The sequence below is a fragment of the Serratia sp. MMO-28 genome (assembly GCF_037199905.1).
Lineage (GTDB): Bacteria > Pseudomonadota > Gammaproteobacteria > Enterobacterales > Enterobacteriaceae > Chania > Chania oryzae.
In genome coordinates this window covers 1-19,521 of record NZ_JBBCVB010000046.1, presented here as the reverse complement: position 1 = coordinate 19,521, position 19,521 = coordinate 1, and the positions used below count along the sequence as shown (strand labels likewise).

Below are 19,521 nucleotides of genomic sequence, written 5' to 3'. Positions count from 1 at the left end.
GCCCCCCAGGAGCGTAGGTAACCCTGTGACAGGGATGGCGATACCGCTTGCCGCGGCTCCAGAGGGCGAAGCCCTGAGTGGGCCGAATCACGCAGTCAGCGCACAGATAACTTGAAATATGGCGAGTATATCACCGTATGACAGACACCTTGGTAGAAAGGACTCCATATCATGGCACAGCCACTTTCCATCCTGATCGTCGATGCCAACCGCTATTTTGCCCAGGGTTTGCGCCTAGGGTTACAGGCGTTTTTCCAGTCTCGCCATCAAGCGATTCATCTACTTGATGAAACCCAGACTGAGGACAACATTGACATCATTTTCTTAGGCGATCTCATCACCACTCCTCCATGGCTTTACCGCTTGCATCAACGGAATTGCCATCCGATCGTGTTCTTTATCAAACCGCAAGGACGCAACCCAAACGCCTTCAAACGTGGGATACAGTGCGAAAAATGCAGTGCTGGAACATTGTACCGTCATCAAACTTTGTTCACATTACTTGACCTGTTGAACTCCGTGCTATCTGCGCAACCCCAGATATCGGCCTCGTTTCAACACGACTGCCCGTGCATGTCACCGTTGACGCCACGTGAAAGGGATGTCTTACGCTGTGTATACCAAGGGATGAATGGGCGTGCCACCGGTGCCTATTTAGATATCAGTGTGAAAACAGCGAATGCCCATAAGCAAAGCGCCATGCGGAAACTGAATTTCCGATGTAATCAGGAACTGTACCAATGGCTCCTTCAGGGCGGAGGGCACTATTTAAACGAACGGCCACCGGCAAAACCGCACCTGTTTACCCTGCAATCAGAAATAGCCGCAGAGACCGCTCCACTACTGTCGCCGCCATTAAACGCACGGGAGCAAAACCGCACCTATCCGGTCTTAACCCAACATCGGCGGTCAGAGAATCGCAGCCAGCCCACGCTGTCTTCCACCCTGGTCAAAACGGTTTAACCACCTGCCGCCTTAACAGGGAACAGGTAAGGACGATGATTGTTATGGATGGCTACGATTCCGAGCCCAGCAGCAAATTCATATCAACGGGCCTCCACGGAGGCCCGTTTTTGTTTGTCCCTTCCGCCAGAATCAACGCTCCCATAACGCGTTCACTCCGCTGCCGATTCTGGCAAATAAGCAGCGTGTGGCTCCTATCTCACCGCTCACCGCAGCACAAGCCTTATTGCGGCAAACCGATTTTTTTTATGCTGGCTTTTATTAAATTTTAGTTTTTTTAGACTACTAAAAGTCATTGATATCAACTATTATTTCTTCATATAAAAAACCAACAATTTATACATCTTTAGTTTTATTATCTTATAAACTTTTCTTTTCTTGTTTAAAATTCTGTATAATTTCGTTCTTTATGCACCAAACTCTTAATGGGGGGGTATTTAAAAATATATGACAAACTCCTATGATTATAGTGTAAATAAGAAAGTGCTGAAGATTCAAAATTATCGTAAAAACAGTTGTCGCATGCGATAAACAAGTTTGGATGGATATTATCAGTAAGAGAGTGTCCTAGCAGCGGTATATCGTGCGCGTTGGCTGTAGTCATTTCGTTGATCATCAGCATAAGATTATCCCTTTTTTTAATATGGCAATTCCCTGTCAGAATGCACCCTTTATCTGAAGGGTATTTCCAAGGCATGTAACTTGAGCAATGATCATTTTATTCTGCTTAACAATTTTCATGTCGGGTAATTACAGTCATGTCCCCGCGACAACCAAACCTAATGGACTGATTTAATTGAAAATTACCACAAACACTAATAATCCACCTAATAAAGAATGGCATAAATGATACTTTCCATAACCTGAAGACGTTATTTGATGCGAATCTTTGACAAATTTAAAGGTATTCATCACGTTAAAGATGAAGTTTTTCATAAAAGTGGTGAATTCATTTCCAGGCTGGCAGAGTCAAATAAATTAAAAACCATAAGCTGACCTGCAGAACCTTAACAACGCTACCGTTGTTCTCGCCACCGATACCTGGCTGATACGCTAAACTTGCGTAACAAGGAGAGATGCTAGGGGAGTGAAAGTCTATTCACCGCTCCATCAATGATAAGTCAAAAGCCCCCACTGAAACACGCTGATTTTTAAATTAATAATTTCGTAAGCCATATAAATACACTATGTGAAGGAATATATATGCGTAAGAATCACTACCATTTTTAGTTCGCCCAATATCAGCAGCGATAATCACTGCGTTAACAAGTAATTGCTATCTGCAAGCAGCACAAGCAATAACAACAGTTGATGGCGATCAAGTCGTTACCGTTCCAGATACCCAAAGTTCGCCTTGGATTATTAACGATGATTTGTATATCGGTTATGCGAGTGAAGGGACGCTGCTTGTTCAGAATGGCAGGCAACTACTTAGCTCAATAGCTAAGTTTGTCCAGGGCGGGCGTATTGCTGCCGGGGCGTATGATTATACCCTGGGCCGTGGCACCGAGGCTGGGCAGACCGGGAACTGGTATCTTACCAGTGACACGAATAACCGGAGCAATGACGCAACTGAGGAACCGACGGAACGTCCGGAAGCCGGTGCTTACAGTGCCAACCTGGCGGCGGCCAATAACATGTTCGTCACCCGCCTGCGCGATCGCCTGGGGGAAACTCAGTACACGGATGTGCTGACCGGCGAACAGAAGGTCACCAGCCTGTGGTTGCGTAACGAGGGGGGCCATAACCGTTCTCGTGATGAGAGTGGCCAAATTCACTATGCCACTACAGGGAATAGATTGCGCCTACAGGCGTCCGTTTTATCTTTCCCCACACGGGGATCCCCCACATCCCTCAGCCCCACCGCGGCCGCGATCAAGCCGTTTTCCCCCATCCAAGCCATAAATTGAAAGGCTAGAACTCTGTGCTACGCTTAATACCGTTATTGATAAGTCAAGGAAAAGGTCAGGAATACTGAATATCTTCCTTGGAGGTGATGTTTATGCCCTTATGACTTGCAGCAATATGGCCTAACCCGATAACGGTGTTCAGGTGACGAGGAAGAATTCCGTCTGCTGCCAGAAGCACCTCTCGAAACGCTTTCACCAACAACCTATCAGCCAATCGAAGATAACCTTCAGGTGACGGCAAAAACAGCAGCCATTGCCTTACTGATATCCGACAAAAACAGATGTATATTCAGCAAAGGCAGATGGCATGGAATCACACTATTTCTTTACCGGCGAACCGGCGCAATCGCGGTTCCCCATCCCAACGGTATTGTAAGGAAGAAATAATGAACTTTGAAACTCAGTCAATTGGTAAGGTATTGGTTATCACGCCCTTGGACAGGCGCTTGGATGCGTCCGTTTCCGCCAAGTTTAAGGACGACATGCAAGCGATGATTGCTCAGGGGAACCACCATATTTTACTGGATTTCAGCCAGGTCGATTTCATTGACAGCAGTTTTTTAGGCGCTCTGGTTTCTCTCTTGAAAGCTTTACATGGCAAAGGGGAGCTCGCGATTTGCTCACTGAACAGCAACATCCACAGTATGTTCAAGCTAACCCGGATGGATAAAATATTTACTATCGGCGCTGATCAAAGCAAGGCATTACAACAAATGTGCCCCGTCGCACCTTGATTAAAAAGGAATATGCATTATGAAAGCCATGATTCTTGCTGCAGGGAAAGGAACCAGAGCCAGACCGCTGACCACAATATTGCCAAAGCCAATGATCCCCTTGATCCGTAAGCCAATTATGGAGTCGATCGTTGAGCATTTAAGGAACTATGGTTTTAATCAGTTAATGGTCAACACCAGCTACCTTTCTGGAGATATTGAGAATTATTTCCGCGATGGTCATGCCTGGGGAGTAGAAATGGGGTACTCCTACGAAGGTGTGATGGAGGGAAATACCTTTGTCGATAACGTGCTGGGCTCCGCAGGTGGCATGAAGCACATCCAGAATTTCTCCGGTTTCTTTGATGACACTTTTGTCGTGGTGTGTGGTGACGCCTTAATTGATGTGGACTTCGATCAGGTGCTGGCTTTCCATCGCGCCAGAAAAAGTGTCGCGACCCTGATTATGCGCCCGGTGCCGCCCGATCAGGTCAGTAAGTACGGTATTGTGGTCACCGATGAACAAGGCCGGGTGAGTAAGTTTCAGGAAAAGCCCAAAGCGGAAGAAGCGTTATCAAACAATGCCAATACGGGTATCTATGTTTTTGAGCCCGAGATATTCAATTATATTCCTGATGGCATTGAATACGATATCGGTAGCCAGTTATTCCCCAAACTGGCTGAATTAGGTGTGCCGTTCTACGGTATCGCCCTGCCATTCCAATGGGTAGACATTGGCTCGCTGCAGGATTTCTGGCACGTCAACCGCATGATCCTTAATCAGGAACTCCCGGATTATCCGATGCCAGGCGTTCAGATTGCGCCGCAAATCTGGTGCGGCCTTAACGTGAAGGCGGATTTTGCCAACCTGGATATTGAAGGGCCGGTCTATATTGGCAGCAGTACCGAGATACAGCCCGGCGTAACCATCAGAGGGCCTGCGATTATTGGCGCTGGTTGCCTCTTGGAGCAAGGTGCGGTTATCGATCAAAGCTTTATTGCTGACTATACCCGGGTCGGCGGCATTGCCAATTTGTATCAGCAGATGATTTTTGCCGGGAAAGTGATTTCACCGGACGGCACGGCGATCGATCTGTCTGATGCAGGTTTGAACTGGCTGATTGATGATAAACGGCGTACAGACATTATTACGGCGGAGAAATCGCTGTTCAATGAACTGCTCGCCCAAAATAGTTGATAACCGCAATAGGGCTGTGGCAAGCAGCCCTATTCACCAAGCCCAATCATAACAATTATTAGCCCACCTCATTTTCCAAGCGGCCAATACCGTCGATCTCAATACGCACAACATCACCAGTTTGCAAGAAACGCGGGGGTGTAAAGCCAATCCCTACGCCAGCAGGGGTTCCGGTGGCGATAATATCGCCGGGTTTGAGTTCGATACCGGCAGATAAGGTGGCGATTAAAGAGGGAATATCAAAGATCAGATCGCTGATTTTTGCATTCTGGCGTAATTCGCCGTTGACCCAGCATTGTATGGACGCAGCGCTGAGATCAATTTCATCCGCCGATACCAGCCACGGCCCCATCGGGCAAAATCCGTCCAGCGACTTGCCCATAAACCACTGACGATGATTTTTTTGTAAATCACGCGCGGTGACATCATTAATCAGGGTATAACCCCAGACGTGATCGAACGCATCGGCCTTGCTGATAGCTCGCCCCCCCTTGCCAATAATCACCGCCAGTTCGGCTTCATAGTCCAACTGCTCCGTCACTTGCGCATGGCGCGGGATTTTAGCCCCGGTAGCGATCACGGTTTCCGGTGCTTTAGTGAAAACCACGGCAAACTCCGGCGCAACTTCATCGGCTTTTGCGCTATGGTCGAAGCCTGACTTGCTGAATTCGGCAGCATGCTCGCGGTAATTTTTACCAATGCAAAAGATATTACGTGCGGGGATCAATGGGGCACAAACCTTGACGCCCACCAGCGGGTAGCCTTCTCCGTTGGGTACAACATCACCTTTGATACTTTCCCACTATTGCAGCAGTTGATTCATGTTCACTGCCAGACCCGGCATGACTTCGGCTACCGGCCAGTAACGCCCCCGCGCAGCGTCGACAATCGCCACAAAACTGGCCTCATGGTGTTTCTGTAACGTCGCTAATTTCATTGCTTAGTCCTTTATGGGCACCCGTTGCTACGATAAGCGTTAAGGCGCCACTGGTTTACCGTCGATGGTCACATTTCTGATGGCGCTGAAATGCCAAGGAGTCTCGCCGCGCAACTGGCTGAAAACCACGCGATCGAACTGGCTGTCTTCCAGATCGCCGATCGCGGCCGGTGGCACATTATTAAAACGCACGTTGTCGAAACGCACCTGCCGGTGCCAGGCATTCTTCTCGCTGTTGCCCTTGATCTCAATGGCCGGGCTATCCTGTTGCGTCCCCTGCACCGTGACGTTCTGCACCAGGAAATGGTAAAACTGCGCAGGTTTTTTCGCCGCCGGATAATCGATTTTGGCGTTAGGATCCGAATAATTGAGCGTCAGGATCACCGGCTGGCGGACGATATCCTTCATGGCGTTATTGCGGAACGTCACGTTGCGGGCCCCACCGCCGATATCCGTCGTGCTCTTGGCACGCAGCCCCACCTCGGTGAGGTAGATGACGTTATTTTCGGCCAGAATGTCTTCAATCCAGGCTCCGGTATGGCTGCCGGTCACCACCGCGCCGTGCCCTCTGCGCAGATAGTTGTTAAACAACCAAGCCCCTTTCATCGGCGGCTGTTCTAACGCTTTTTCACCGGTGCCGGCGGCGAAGTTAATGCAATCATCACCGGTATCGAAAAAGTTATTCATGACCATCACGTTCTGGCTGTTGCCGAACTCAATCCCGTCACCGTTGTTCGCATCAAAGGTTTGATGGATCAGGTTATTGGCCACCACATTGCGGCTTTCCAGCAGCATAACGCCGTGGAATGCCGGGTTGCGGACCGTGAAGTCTGCCAGATAGACGTTCTCTACGCCACGCAGTGTCATCAGGCTGGAGCGGCGCTGCCCGTAGGCAATCTGCAGCGGCACGCCTTCAGCCACCGCTTGGGCAACCTGGCGTTTCGCCAAGATCCCCTCTTCATGCACCCTGCTGTTTCTGCTGGAGATATATTGCGGCAGGCGGTTACCCACCTCATCCACCAGCTCCGCCTTTTCCTGCCGCAGCCAGCCGTTGCCGTCGATGATACCGGGCCCGACGATACGGATATTACGGAAGGTGCCGGGCTCCATGCGATTCGGATCAATGGCGTTGAGCAACGATGCCGGGCGTATTTCGCTGGAATAGTGGTACAGCCGGTAGGCCGGTGGATAATCCGCCGGATCGTCAGAACCCAGCAGGGTCGATCCGGCCTGCAGGTTGAGCGTCATATCACTTTTCAACCATAGCGCACCGGTTTTGTAGACCCCGGCCGGAATATCAACCCGGCAACCGGGCTGGCAAGCGTCAATCGCCCGCTGAATCGCTTGGGTATTCAGCGTAGTGCCGTCACCTTTGGCACCAAAGTCGGTGATAGCGATCGCCTTCGGTAGAGGGGTGGTTTTCGCCGTGATGCTTTGGCTGGCCTCGGACTGCGTGCCGTCAGCATAGAGTGCTTTGACGGCGAACGAATATTGGCTGTCCGGCTTTAGATCCGTCACTTTAAAATTTTGGATCACAATCCGCTGCGAGAAATGCTCTCTGTCATGCGCATAGAAATGGTTGATGTAGGGTTTGGCGGGTGAAAACCGATCGCTGTTCTCACTGGCTTTACCCAGCAGTTTGCCATCGGCATAAACCAGATAATCAACGATATCACGGGTATCTTCAGGTGCTTGCCACACCAACACCAGGCTGCTGTCGTCAGCCGCTAAAGTGGGGACCTGAAGTTGCTGTGGAGCCTGTTTATTCAGAGGAGCGGCAGAAGCCTGCGGCGTTATTGCCATCAAACTGGTCATCATAAATAGAAGCGTAGCCTTAATCATCAGAGTGGAGGGTGAATGGGGTAGATTCATGGGATCCCTTATCACTGGAGGAGGAACCAATATCGCTACAGCGCCTTAAATACTATCCTCTTTACCACCGCCACCCAAATAAAGAAACTGCGTTTCATTAAATTAATTCCATTGTTTTATAATTTAATGATGAGCATCAACATCTGCACTCTACTTAATATCTCTCGATAAAAATGTTCTTCGCCCCTTTCTCTTCCAGAAGCACTTGGCAGTCCATCACCATGGCCGCGGAACCACAAACATAAAAATCGGTGGTGGCTGGATCAAAATGCAGGCCATTGAGCGCGTCGGTCACCCTGCCTTTAAATGCGCCATCAGGCACAACGTCGACTCTGCTGAGACAGAGCGTTTTCGTCGGTGGCAATGGGGAAAAATGACGGGTGATATCATCAACCCACGTCGGGCAACCAAAAAGCAGCTCGGCCGTGTTGATCGTCCCTTCCTGTGTAAGCTGATTAAACATGGGTAAAAATGGCGCAATGCCCGTGCCGGTGGCAATAAACACTTTGCGCTTGGCGTTTTTCACCAAAGCATAATGCCCCAGCGGCAGTTCAATCTCGGTCTGCAGGCCCACGCTGGCCTGCTTGACGAAAACAGAGCCGTCACCCCCGGTGCGGGTATCGATCACGAATTCAATCCTTCGTTCCTCAGCACGCATAATCGAATAATCGCGCCATTCGTAATCAGCAACACGTAAGCGCCCAAACTGCCCTGGCTCAAAAGCAGCAAGCGGTGAATCCAATTCAAAATGCAGATGCCAGATGGTGGCAGTAAGCTGAGTTTTGTTAATTAACACGGCGCGCTGTTTTTCCGCTGGCAACGGGTAGGTAGGTAAAGGTGGAAGTGGCTCTTTCAGCGCCGCCTGAATTAAAGGATACCCTCTGGCCCCCATGGCCTGCGCTGCTGCCCCCACACCGCCCATTAACGCGCCAACAATTCCCAGGCATCCGGCATCGGTGCCTGAAATATATAACCCGGCAATCGGCGTGGTCGGCCCCAAAAGATAGGCGCTGTAGCGTTCCGGAGTGGCGGGTAAGCCATAAAAGCCCCCCCGAGGGTGCGAGGTATAGTGCTCCATCGTTAACGGCGTAGACAGTTCAGAATAGCTGACCAACTGTGTTAAACCGGGTAACGACACTTCCGCCAACTGCAACAGCCCTTCGGCCACTTGCTTTTTCTGGGCGGCGTAAGCATGACCACGCTGGCCTTTAGGCGTATTTTGCCAGGCAGAAAACGCATCCGGCAGCACAAAAGAGATGATTTCCGCAGTATGGAAGCGATCGTCACCCGCTTTGGCGGAAGGGAAAGAGACATAGATTTGCGTAGGATGGCCCTTCATCAGGCTGGCAGAATGCAAGCGTAGATCGCCGTGGTCGATACAGGTATTAATCCAATAGTTTTCGCCTTGCACGCCGAGGGTAGAAACCGGTGCCTTTAAGCGCAGATATAATGTGACTGCGGATATGCCGTTACCTTTGAGCCGCTCAATCCATTCTCGAATCGCGGCGGTTTTGCTACCGATTTCGCCATCCGTCGGTAATAAAGATTGAAACGTATTTTCCAAGCCAATATTGGAGATAATCGTCGGAGCGCGATAAATCACCTCACGTGGCTCAGGGCCTCTTCTGTCTATGACCTTAACCCCAACCGCCCGCCCCTCTTCGAGCACAATCTCCGTCACTTGCTGGCAGACACGCACCGCGCCCCCCCGGCTTTCTATCCGTTTTTCAAACGTCCGCGCAATGCGACCAGCGCCGCCTTGCGGGTACCAGGCACCGTTTAAATAATGTTTTACAATCTGGGCATGGATCGCAAAAGCGCTGTGGGCCGGTGGCACGCCATAATCCCCCCACTGGCTGACTAACAGAGAACGTAACAGCGGGGAACGAAAGTTTTTCTCCATATATTGCTGGGTGGTCTGCAGCGATTTGCGGCTGGTCAAACGCTGCAACACGCCGACGATCGGTGCCACTTTCTGCGGCACAAATGCGCGGACAAACCCCATGGTGGCCCACAGAGAGCAGAGGTTGATATCGCGGAAATAGCGCTTGATGGCTCTGGCTTCGGCAGGAAAACGGGCAATTAAACGGGCTTTATACAAGGCAGGGTCGGAAGGGACGTTGAACTGAAAATCAGGGTAGATAAAACGGTCAAAATCGTCCGGGAGCTTATTCCATTGCAGCTTGCCATAGGAGAGCCAATCAAATAGCTGCCGGGTTTTAGAGTCTGGCCCGACGTTGCCGATATAGTGCAGGCCAACGTCCCAAGATGCCCCATCGCGGCGAAAAACATGGGTTAGCCCACCGGGTTCCGAGTGTTTCTCTAACACCAAAACCTTTTTATCACCCACCCCCGCCAGCAGCCCTGCACTGGTAAGCCCGCCAATCCCTGAACCAATAACGATAACATCCCACATAGCCAAAACCTCTCTCCATGATGCCGAATGACGTATGCCTCGCTTTCGTTATATCACGCTCAGCGATTTGCCGTAGCCAAAGTAGGTAATCAAGGTGTGATTATGATAAAACAGCGAGCGCAATAGGTTTAACGCACGGAAGACCATCATGCCAACGATCATCACTCACGCCGCGGTCCCGCTATGCCTTGGATTGGGGTTAGGGCCGAAAATTATCCCACCGCGTCTGCTGTTCGCTGGTGTGGTGTTCGCCATGCTGCCCGATGCTGACGTGCTGGCATTTAAGTTCGGTGTTGCTTATGGCAATGCGTTTGGCCATCGCGGCTTTACGCACTCGCTGCTTTTTGCGGCACTAATGCCCACGTTGGCGCTGCTGTTGCGTCGGTGGTTTAAAACATCCCCGCTCAAGACCTGGTCGTTTCTGTTTGTTTCACTGCTGTCACACAGCCTGCTGGATTCGATAACTACCGGCGGCAAAGGCGTCGGTTGGCTGTGGCCATGGAGCGATGAACGCTTTTTTGCCCCTTGGCAGGTGATTCGAGTAGCGCCGTTCAACCTGGCGAAATACCTGACCCCCTCAGGCCATGCGGTGATGGTCTCGGAATTGTACTGGGTCTGGTTACCCGGTTTTATCCTGATGATGGTGCTGATTGCCTGGCGCAAAACGTTCGGGCAGCGCCTCCGGTAAACCCAACAACGGCAGGTTTACCGGAGTTTTTGACAGCGCTTAAGACTGACTTGCCGGTTTCACTTTGCCAGCCAGAAACTCCCGCTCGTAGGCCAGTGACTTTTCCGTATCGAACTGGTTTTCCCACTTGGCGATCACCAACACCGCCAACGCGTTGCCCACCACGTTCAATGCGGTACGCGCCATATCCAGGATCCGATCCACGCCGGCGATAAACGCCAGGCCTTCCAACGGAATACCCACGCTGCCCAGCGTTGCCAGCAGCACCACAAAGGACACACCAGGAACGCCAGCAATGCCTTTTGACGTCACCATCAACGTCAGCACCAGAATGATCTCCTGCCCCAGCGACAGCTCAATACCGTACAACTGCGCAATGAAAATGGCAGCGATACTTTGATACAACGTGGAACCATCCAGATTGAAAGAGTAGCCGGTGGGCACGACAAAACTGGTGATCGACTTCGGCGCGCCGTAAGCCTCCATTTTCTCAATAATGCGTGGCAGCACGGTCTCTGAACTGGCGGTGGAGTAAGCCAGAATCAGCTCCTCCCTCAGGATGCGGATCAGCGTCCAGATGCGCAGATTGCAGATCCGCGCCACAATGCCTAGAACCACCAAGGCAAAGAAGGCAATGGCGAAATACACTAGCACCACCAGTTTGGCCAGTGGCAACAGCGAGGCAAAACCAAAATTGGCGACCGTAACCGAAATCAAGCCAAACACCCCGATCGGCGCATAGCGCATGATCATGTGTGTCACTTTGAACATACTTTCAGAAACCGCTTTAAAAACCTTCAACAGCGGCTCTTTGGTATCTTGCGGCAATGAGGATAACCCCAAGCCAAACAGCACCGAGAAGAAGATAATCGGTAACATTTCCCCTTTCGCTATAGAGGCAAAGACGTTTGAGGGGATCAGCGAAAGAATAGTGGCCACCAGGCTGTGCGAACCACTCTGCACCTGCTCTGTGGTCCTTTCATACTTGGAGATATCCACCGCGGTCAGCGCCGACATGTCGATACCCTGCCCGGGTTGAAAAACATTAGCCAATGTCACCCCAAGCACAATGGCGATGGTGGTGATCACTTCAAAATAGATAATGGTTTTCAATCCGATACGGCCTAATTTCTTGGTGTCGCCAACACCTGCAATCCCCACAATCAGCGTAGAGATCACGATAGGCACGACAATCATCTTAATCAGGCGAATAAAGATATCACCGGCCGGGCTCAGTATATTATTGACCAGCCACTCACGGGACTCCGTCTGATTATGTAATACAGCACCTAATATAATCCCCAATACCAGCGCGATCAGGATCTGCCACGCCAAGCTAATTTTTACACTCTTCATACCCAAAAAGTCCTCAAAGATCCCTCTCCAAAGTATTTAACAAATAATAGGCTTCGGATGGAATACTTAATCATTTAATACAGGCTTTTACTGTTGGAACCCTGCGCTCGCTTGCCCCTCATGCAGCGCAATATAAATCTGTACCATCTGGAGGTGGTGTTCTGCAAGCCTTGTTTTGTCTGGCTTATGCACTTTTCAGAATAAGAAATAAGCAAGAGAAAAATGAATGGCAACATAATTGCTTGTTCTTAAAAACATAATATTAGCGTTAGGCGATCATGCACAGACTAAATTGAACAATTTTCAAACAAAATAGAAATGCGTGATTTTTCATCTATCTTGCATATTTAGTCCGAATGGGATGTTTATTTTTTGTTAAAAAATAGTTTATAAAATGATAATAAATATCTATATTAAACGAAGCCATGAAAGTGAATTCTATTTACACAAGAAATATCTGATAACAGAGTGACTGGTCAGTAATCGTATTTACCGAAAATAAAGAATAAAAATACTCCCGTTATTCATTAGCGAGATAAAAAATGGTTTACGTGAAAATATATTCCATACTTATAAGATTCTATTTCAACCGCAAGAAGCCAGCGCCTATATGCTAACTCTTTTTGGTTATTTAAAAAGTTTTTTAAGGAAAATCGCCTTGTTAAAGGTTTTTCACCGTCAACCAAACAGATCCACAACACGATTACAGCAGTAACTATTACAAATCAATATCTTCGTTGCGTGATCCGCCGCGCAAAAAAAGAACAAAGAATTAGAGCAAACTATACATAACCATCAGTTGACATATTATTAACAATTCTAAGGAGAAAAACCATGAGCCAACTGCATAAACACGCCATTCCGTCTGCAATTGCAGAACGAGCCTTGATTAGCCCTCAACAATATCAGCAATATTATCAACAATCTGTGCAAGACCCTGCGGCATTCTGGGGTGAGCACGGCAAGATCGTGGATTGGATCAAACCTTATACCAAAGTGAAGAACACCTCATTCGATCCCGGCCATATCAGTATCCGCTGGTTTGAAGACGGTACGCTGAACCTGTCAGCAAATTGCCTGGATCGCCATCTGGCCGATCGCGGCGATCAAACCGCCATCATTTGGGAAGGTGATGACCCTAGCCAGTCGAAAAAAGTCACTTATAAACAACTGCACCATGACGTCTGCCAGTTCGCCAATGTGCTGAAAAAGCTTGGGGTGAAGAAAGGCGACGTCGTTGCTATCTATATGCCCATGGTGCCGGAAGCCGCCATCGCCATGCTGGCCTGTGCTCGCATAGGTGCCATACATACCGTAATTTTTGGCGGTTTTTCACCGGAAGCCGTGGCGGGCCGTATTATCGACTGCAATGCCAAACTGGTGATCACCGCTGATGAAGGCCTGCGCGCTGGCCGTTCCGTGCCGCTGAAAAAGAACGTGGACGATGCGCTGCAGAACCCTGGGGTGACAAGCATCAGCAATGTGGTGGTGTTCCAACGCACCGGTAAACCGGGCTATTGGCAGGAAGGGCGCGACCTGTGGTGGCACGAACTGACAGCAGGCGTCTCCGCCGACTGCCCGCCGGAAGAGATGAACGCGGAAGACCCGTTGTTCATCCTCTATACCTCCGGCTCGACCGGCAAACCCAAAGGCGTGGTGCATACTACCGGCGGTTATCTGGTTTATGCGGCGATGACGTTCAAATACGTCTTCGATTATCACGATGGCGATATCTACTGGTGTACCGCCGACGTGGGCTGGGTCACCGGCCACAGCTACCTGCTGTATGGCCCACTGGCCTGCGGCGCAGTGACGCTAATGTTTGAAGGCGTACCCAATTACCCAGGGGTGAACCGCCTGTCACAGGTGGTCGATAAACATCAGGTCAATATTCTCTACACCGCGCCAACCGCGATCCGCGCTCTGATGGCGGAGGGGGACAAGGCCATCGAAGGCACCAAGCGCGATTCGCTACGCATCATGGGGTCGGTCGGTGAGCCTATCAACCCGGAGGCCTGGGAATGGTATTACAACAAGATTGGTAACGGTAAATGCCCCATCGTCGATACCTGGTGGCAGACCGAAACCGGCGGCTTCATGATCACCCCGCTGCCTGGCGCCACCGAACTGAAAGCCGGTTCCGCCACCCGACCATTCTTTGGCGTGCAGCCAGCGCTGGTGGACAACATGGGAGAACCACAGGAAGGAGCCTGCGAGGGTAACCTGGTGATCACCGATTCCTGGCCTGGGCAAGCGCGCACCCTGTTCGGTGACCACGATCGCTTCGAGCAGACCTACTTCTCCACCTTCAAAGGCATGTATTTCAGCGGGGACGGTGCCCGCCGCGATGAAGATGGCTATTACTGGATCACTGGCCGCGTCGATGACGTGCTGAACGTCTCTGGCCACCGTCTGGGTACCGCAGAGATCGAATCAGCACTGGTGGCTCACCCAAAAATTGCCGAGGCTGCGGTAGTGGGTATTCCACACCACATCAAAGGCCAGGCGATTTATGCCTACATCACGCTGAATCATGGTGAAGAACCCACGCCAGAGCTCTATACCGAGGTGCGTAACTGGGTGCGTAAAGAGATCGGCCCGCTCGCCACGCCAGACGTGCTGCATTGGACCGATTCGTTACCAAAAACGCGTTCCGGCAAGATCATGCGGCGTATTCTGCGCAAAATTGCTGCTGGTGACACTAGCAACCTGGGGGATACCTCAACGCTGGCGGATCCAGCTGTAGTCGACAAGCTGTTGGAAGAAAAACAATCAATCAAAGTTCCATCCTGACTTGCGCCGCCCCGGCCGTTCCCTCCACCTCGGAGGGAACGGCTTACATACCCGACTGATTTCAAGAGGCCGCAAGGCATCTTAAAAATGCGAGGTATAGCGCAGCGTACTCGATCAACACCTACTGGAGAGACTTAGATGAATGACAACATTTATCAAAGGATTGAGGAAAACCCGCGCTTCAAGGAACTGGTGAGAAAACGCAGCCGTTTCGCCTGGCTCCTTTCGCTGATCACACTCACATTGTACGTTGGCTTTATTTTTCTGATCGCTTTCGATCCCCATTGGCTTGGCACGCCGATCGCTGCAGGGTTGACCATTACGCGCGGGATCCCGATCGGTGTCGGGTTGATCGTGATCTCTTTTGTTTTGACCGGGATTTATGTTTACCGTGCCAACGGTGAATTCGATCGTCTTAACGCCGAAATCCTGCGCGAGGTGCAGCAATGAAGCGACTGATATCCGCTATCACCCTGTTGGCATTGCCAGGCCTGAGTCATGCCGATGCGATTGGCGGCGCAGTACAGCGCCAACCCTTGAACATTCAAGCCATTATCATGTTCATTCTGTTTGTGGGTGCCACGCTATACATCACCTACTGGGCTTCCAAACGCACCCGCTCCCGTGGGGATTACTACACGGCAGGCGGGCGCATTACCGGGCTGCAAAACGGCTTGGCGATTGCCGGTGACTTTATGTCTGCCGCGTCGTTTCTCGGAATCTCGGCCTTAGTGTATACCTCCGGTTACGATGGCCTGATCTATTCCATCGGTTTCCTGATTGGTTGGCCTATCATTCTGTTCCTGATTGCCGAACGGTTACGTAACCTCGGGCGCTATACTTTCGCCGACGTTGCCTCTTACCGGCTTAAACAGAAACCCATCCGTACTCTGTCCGCCTGTGGCTCACTGGTAGTGGTGGCGCTGTATCTGATCGCTCAGATGGTCGGCGCAGGCAAACTGATCCAACTGCTATTTGGCCTCAATTACCATGTCGCCGTCATACTGGTTGGTATATTGATGGTGTTATACGTGTTGTTTGGCGGCATGCTGGCTACCACCTGGGTACAAATCATCAAGGCCGTTCTATTACTCGCTGGTGCTAGTTTTATGGCATTGATGGTTATGAAGTCGGTCAACTTTAACTTCAATACCCTGTTTGCCGAAGCCGTGAAGGTCCACCCGAAAGGAATTGCTATCATGAGCCCCGGTGGATTGGTTTCCGATCCCATCTCTGCGCTCTCTTTGGGCTTGGCATTAATGTTCGGTACTGCGGGCCTGCCGCATATCCTGATGCGTTTCTTCACCGTTAACGATGCCAAAGAAGCGCGTAAAAGCGTGCTCTATGCCACCGGCTTTATCGGTTATTTCTATATCCTGACCTTTATTATCGGCTTTGGGGCGATCCTGCTAGTCAGTGCCAACCCGGCGTTTAAAGATGCAGCCGGAGCCCTGCTGGGTGGCAACAATATGGCCGCAGTGCACTTGGCTAACGCCGTTGGCGGCAACTTCTTCCTCGGCTTTATCTCCGCCGTGGCATTCGCCACTATTCTGGCGGTGGTCGCCGGGCTGACGCTGGCTGGCGCTTCTGCGGTTTCTCACGATCTGTATTCCTGTGTGATTAAAGACGGTAAAGCAACCGAGCGTAATGAGCTTAAAGTCTCCAAGATCACAGTCTTGGTATTGGGGCTCGTCGCAATTGCCTTGGGTATTCTGTTTGAAAAGCAGAATATCGCCTTTATGGTGGGCTTGGCGTTTTCCATCGCCGCCAGCTGTAACTTCCCAATTATCATTCTTTCCATGTATTGGTCACGCCTGACTACCCGTGGAGCCATGATCGGCGGCTGGCTCGGCCTGTTAACCGCAGTGATCCTGATGATCCTCGGCCCAACCATCTGGGTACAAATCCTGGGTCATGCTAAACCTATCTATCCGTATGAATATCCGGCCCTGTTCTCAATGTTGGCCGCGTTTATCGGCACCTGGTTCTTCTCTGTTACCGACAACTCTCTCGCTGGGCAGCAAGAACGTGAACGCTTCCGTTTCCAATTTGTACGTTCACAAACAGGGCTGGGTATCTCACAAAGTGCAAAGCACTGATATTAGCGCTCACCAAAGGCTCCTTAGGGAGCCTTTTTATCGTCAGGGAAAACCACTGCTGGATCGCCAGTTAAAAGCGATATCTTTTTCTTCATAAAATTATTCGTATATAAAATGACTCATTCCGGTTTAAAAAATACCACATTAGCCCAAAAATCATGACCAAAGGCTGAAAAGCAATTGTTCAAAGATTGAACTCTCTCATATATCAGTGGTTATTTATTTTATAGTCCAAAAAAATAGAACGTTAGCATAGTCAGTATTTCTGCATATTTTTCGCTGGGAAGTATCCAAACTATTTCGTTGCTTCTTTTAGGGGAAAAATCTGAGGTGGGTTTATGACCTGCTCCTGGCCGTTTTGTCACTAAAATGGAGATAGACCAATGCAAATAGGAAAGATCGGTACCGCAATGTCTTTGGCGAGTTTTATGGCTCTGGGCCTGAGTGGCTGTAATGATAGCGACACTGTCAATGCTGGCGAGCCTAAACAGGCTGACTTGGGCTATCGGGATGTCAAGCTATTGGAAGTCGGCGGGCTGAAGTTCAAAGATCTCAACAGAAACAATAAACTCGATCCTTATGAAGACTGGCGCCTGGATGCAACCACGCGAGCCAACAATTTGGCCTCCCTGATGACCACCGCAGAAAAAGCCGGGCTGATGATGCATGGCACATTGCCGCTCTCTGCAGGACGTGTGGATGTTGAAGCCGCTAAAAAAGAGATCGTCGATAATGCCGTCAATACGTTCATTACCCGTATGGCTGGCAATCCCAACTACATTTCCCATGATAATAACCAGATACAGCAAGCTGCAGAGGGGACCCGCCTTGGTATCCCAATTATCATCAGCACCGATCCGCGAAACCATTTCACCAACGATCCGAATGCAACCAGTATCGTCGCGGGCAGTTTCTCCCAATGGCCTGAGACGCTGGGATTTGCTGCGATCGATGATGTAGAACTGATGAAAAAATTTGGTGATATTGCCCAGAGAGAATATCGGGCAGTAGGGATCCAGATGGCTTTGTCTCCGCAGGCAGATCTGGCGACCGAACCACGCTGGGGGCGGATCAACGGAACATTCGGTGAAGATAACCAGATCTCAAAGAGGGTGACACAAGCCTACATTGAGGGTTTCCAGAACGGCAGTAACGGCTTGAATAAAGACAGCGTCATTACGGTAGTAAAACACTTCGCTGGCGGTGGGCCACAGTTGAGTGGCTTGGATCCTCATAACTCTTACGGCAAAGAACAGGTCTATCCAGGAGACAACTTTGAGTATCATCTGGTACCGTTCGAAGGCGCATTTGCTGCCAAAGTGGCTTCGGTCATGCCCTATTATGGCCAACCGCTCGACCTTTGGTATAAAGACGCGCTCATTGAGTCGGTAGGATTCGGCTTTAACAAACAAGTTCTAACGGACATCCTGCGTGGGCGTTACGCCTTTGATGGCGTGATCCTGAGCGATTGGGGGATCTTGTCAGATTGTGATGGCACCTGCATTACCGGTATGAGCGATGCGCAAGTCAGCGCAGGTATTTCGCCATTCGCTGTCGTGCCTATCGGCATGCCTTGGGGGGTTGAAACTCTGACTCGTCAGGAGCGAATAGTGAAAGCCGTGGATGCGGGCATCGATCAGTTTGGCGGAACCAGCGATCCCAGTGATTTGATTGCCGCAGTCGAAGAGCAACAGATTACTAGCGCGCGTCTTGATGAATCCGTCGTCAGGATCCTAAAACAGAAATTCGTCCTTGGGTTGTTCGAAAATCCCTACGTTGATGAAACAGCTGCCGCAACGCTAGTGGGTAATAATGACTTCCAACAACAGGCGACTGACGCACAGCGCCGTTCGCACGTCTTGCTGAAAAACGACAATAACCTGTTACCTATGTCACTTACGGGTAAAAAGGTCTTCCTGTATAACGTCAACGCCGAAGTTGCGGCCAGCTATGGGCTAACGGTTGTCAGCACGCCTGAGGCAGCCGATATTGCGGTGCTTCGTGTGAATACGCCTTACCAGACAGATCCACACTATCCATTCGGCGCTGTGCATTTCGGGCAACTGGGGTTCGACGATCAGGCAAGCGTGGTATTGGATGAGAAACCCGGTATTTACAGCGGCAGTGCTGATTACCAGATCATCAAACAGGTGAAACTGCAGGGTATACCGACTATCACGTCAATTTATCTCGATCGTCCGGCAATACTCACAAACATCGTCGATAAAACAGATGCTTTATTGGCAAACTTCGGCAGTTCTGATACCACACTTTTCGATATCATCAGTGGTAAGGCAAAGCCTGAAGGCAAATTGCCGTTTGAACTGCCTTCAAGCTGGGATGCTGTTTTGCAGCAAAAAGAAGACGTGCCACACGACTCGGCAAATCCACTCTACCCGATTCATGCAGGGATGAGTTTGTAATTGTCTGAATCTCAATTGCAAAACGCAAAAAGGCCATCCTTGCGGATGGCCTTCTGCTTGTTTGATGCCTGGCAGTGTCCTACTCTCGCATGGGGAGACCCCACACTACCATCGGCGCTACGGCGTTTCACTTCTGAGTTCGGCATGGGGTCA

At 50.4% G+C, this 19,521-nt stretch carries 13 protein-coding genes, 1 rRNA gene and 1 pseudogene; 9 read left to right on the top strand and 6 right to left on the bottom strand.

What is annotated here, in order from left to right:
- Positions 1-171: 171 nt before the first annotated feature.
- The 4 genes and pseudogenes from WG891_RS25290 to WG891_RS25275 all read left to right on the top strand — a co-directional run bounded on the left by WG891_RS25290 (position 172) and on the right by WG891_RS25275 (position 4,784).
- Complete coding sequence (locus WG891_RS25290; RefSeq protein WP_337264919.1) at positions 172-963, top strand: helix-turn-helix transcriptional regulator; 792 nt, start codon at positions 172-174, stop codon at positions 961-963.
- A 1,436-nt stretch (positions 964-2,399) separates the two neighbouring features.
- Positions 2,400-2,774: pseudogene (locus WG891_RS27155) on the top strand (autotransporter outer membrane beta-barrel domain-containing protein); the annotation flags it as partial.
- A gap of 485 nt (positions 2,775-3,259) precedes the next feature.
- A complete protein-coding gene (locus WG891_RS25280; protein ID WP_337264920.1) occupies positions 3,260-3,607 on the top strand; it encodes an STAS domain-containing protein in 348 nt (115 codons plus the stop codon).
- Between the two features lie 19 nt (positions 3,608-3,626).
- Positions 3,627-4,784: an NDP-sugar synthase gene (locus WG891_RS25275; RefSeq protein WP_337264921.1), complete on the top strand. Its 1,158-nt coding sequence runs from the start codon at positions 3,627-3,629 to the stop codon at positions 4,782-4,784.
- Between the two features lie 58 nt (positions 4,785-4,842).
- Here the strand turns inward: WG891_RS25275 and WG891_RS25270 are convergent, their stop codons facing one another.
- The 4 genes from WG891_RS25270 to WG891_RS25255 form a co-directional block, all read right to left on the bottom strand.
- Entirely contained in the window at positions 4,843-5,535 is a 693-nt protein-coding gene (locus tag WG891_RS25270) for a fumarylacetoacetate hydrolase family protein (RefSeq protein WP_337264922.1), read from the bottom strand.
- 51 nt (positions 5,536-5,586) lie between these two features.
- Positions 5,587-5,721, bottom strand: a complete 135-nt coding sequence (locus WG891_RS25265; protein WP_337264923.1) for a hypothetical protein — start codon at positions 5,719-5,721, stop codon at positions 5,587-5,589.
- A 39-nt stretch (positions 5,722-5,760) separates the two neighbouring features.
- A complete protein-coding gene (locus WG891_RS25260) occupies positions 5,761-7,539 on the bottom strand; it encodes a glycoside hydrolase family 28 protein (RefSeq protein ID WP_337264924.1) in 1,779 nt (592 codons plus the stop codon).
- A 208-nt stretch (positions 7,540-7,747) separates the two neighbouring features.
- On the bottom strand, positions 7,748-10,009 hold the full coding sequence (locus tag WG891_RS25255; protein ID WP_337264928.1) for an FAD-dependent oxidoreductase: 2,262 nt from the start codon (positions 10,007-10,009) through the stop codon (positions 7,748-7,750).
- A gap of 148 nt (positions 10,010-10,157) precedes the next feature.
- Between WG891_RS25255 and WG891_RS25250 the strand changes: the two genes are divergently transcribed.
- Positions 10,158-10,697, top strand: coding sequence for a metal-dependent hydrolase (locus WG891_RS25250; RefSeq protein ID WP_337264925.1), 540 nt, complete (start codon positions 10,158-10,160; stop codon positions 10,695-10,697).
- A 39-nt stretch (positions 10,698-10,736) separates the two neighbouring features.
- On the opposite strand, the gene gltP is transcribed toward WG891_RS25250, so the two are convergent.
- A complete protein-coding gene (gltP, locus tag WG891_RS25245; RefSeq protein WP_337264926.1) occupies positions 10,737-12,053 on the bottom strand; it encodes a glutamate/aspartate:proton symporter GltP in 1,317 nt (438 codons plus the stop codon).
- 834 nt (positions 12,054-12,887) lie between these two features.
- Here gltP and acs point away from each other — a divergent pair.
- The 4 genes from acs (at position 12,888) to WG891_RS25225 (ending at position 19,368) form a co-directional block, all read left to right on the top strand.
- Complete coding sequence (acs, locus tag WG891_RS25240) at positions 12,888-14,846, top strand: acetate--CoA ligase (protein WP_076944223.1); 1,959 nt, start codon at positions 12,888-12,890, stop codon at positions 14,844-14,846.
- 138 nt (positions 14,847-14,984) lie between these two features.
- Positions 14,985-15,296, top strand: coding sequence for a DUF485 domain-containing protein (locus WG891_RS25235; protein WP_076944224.1), 312 nt, complete (start codon positions 14,985-14,987; stop codon positions 15,294-15,296).
- A complete protein-coding gene (gene actP, locus WG891_RS25230; RefSeq protein ID WP_076944225.1) occupies positions 15,293-16,945 on the top strand; it encodes a cation/acetate symporter ActP in 1,653 nt (550 codons plus the stop codon). Before WG891_RS25235 ends, actP begins: the two co-directional genes overlap by 4 nt.
- Before the next feature lie 383 nt (positions 16,946-17,328).
- Positions 17,329-19,368 carry a glycoside hydrolase family 3 protein gene (locus WG891_RS25225; RefSeq protein ID WP_337264927.1) on the top strand — a complete coding sequence of 680 codons (2,040 nt, stop codon included), beginning with the start codon at positions 17,329-17,331 and terminating at the stop codon, positions 19,366-19,368.
- Between the two features lie 66 nt (positions 19,369-19,434).
- Here the strand turns inward: WG891_RS25225 and rrf are convergent.
- Positions 19,435-19,521, bottom strand: a 5S ribosomal RNA gene (rrf, locus tag WG891_RS25220); the annotation flags it as partial.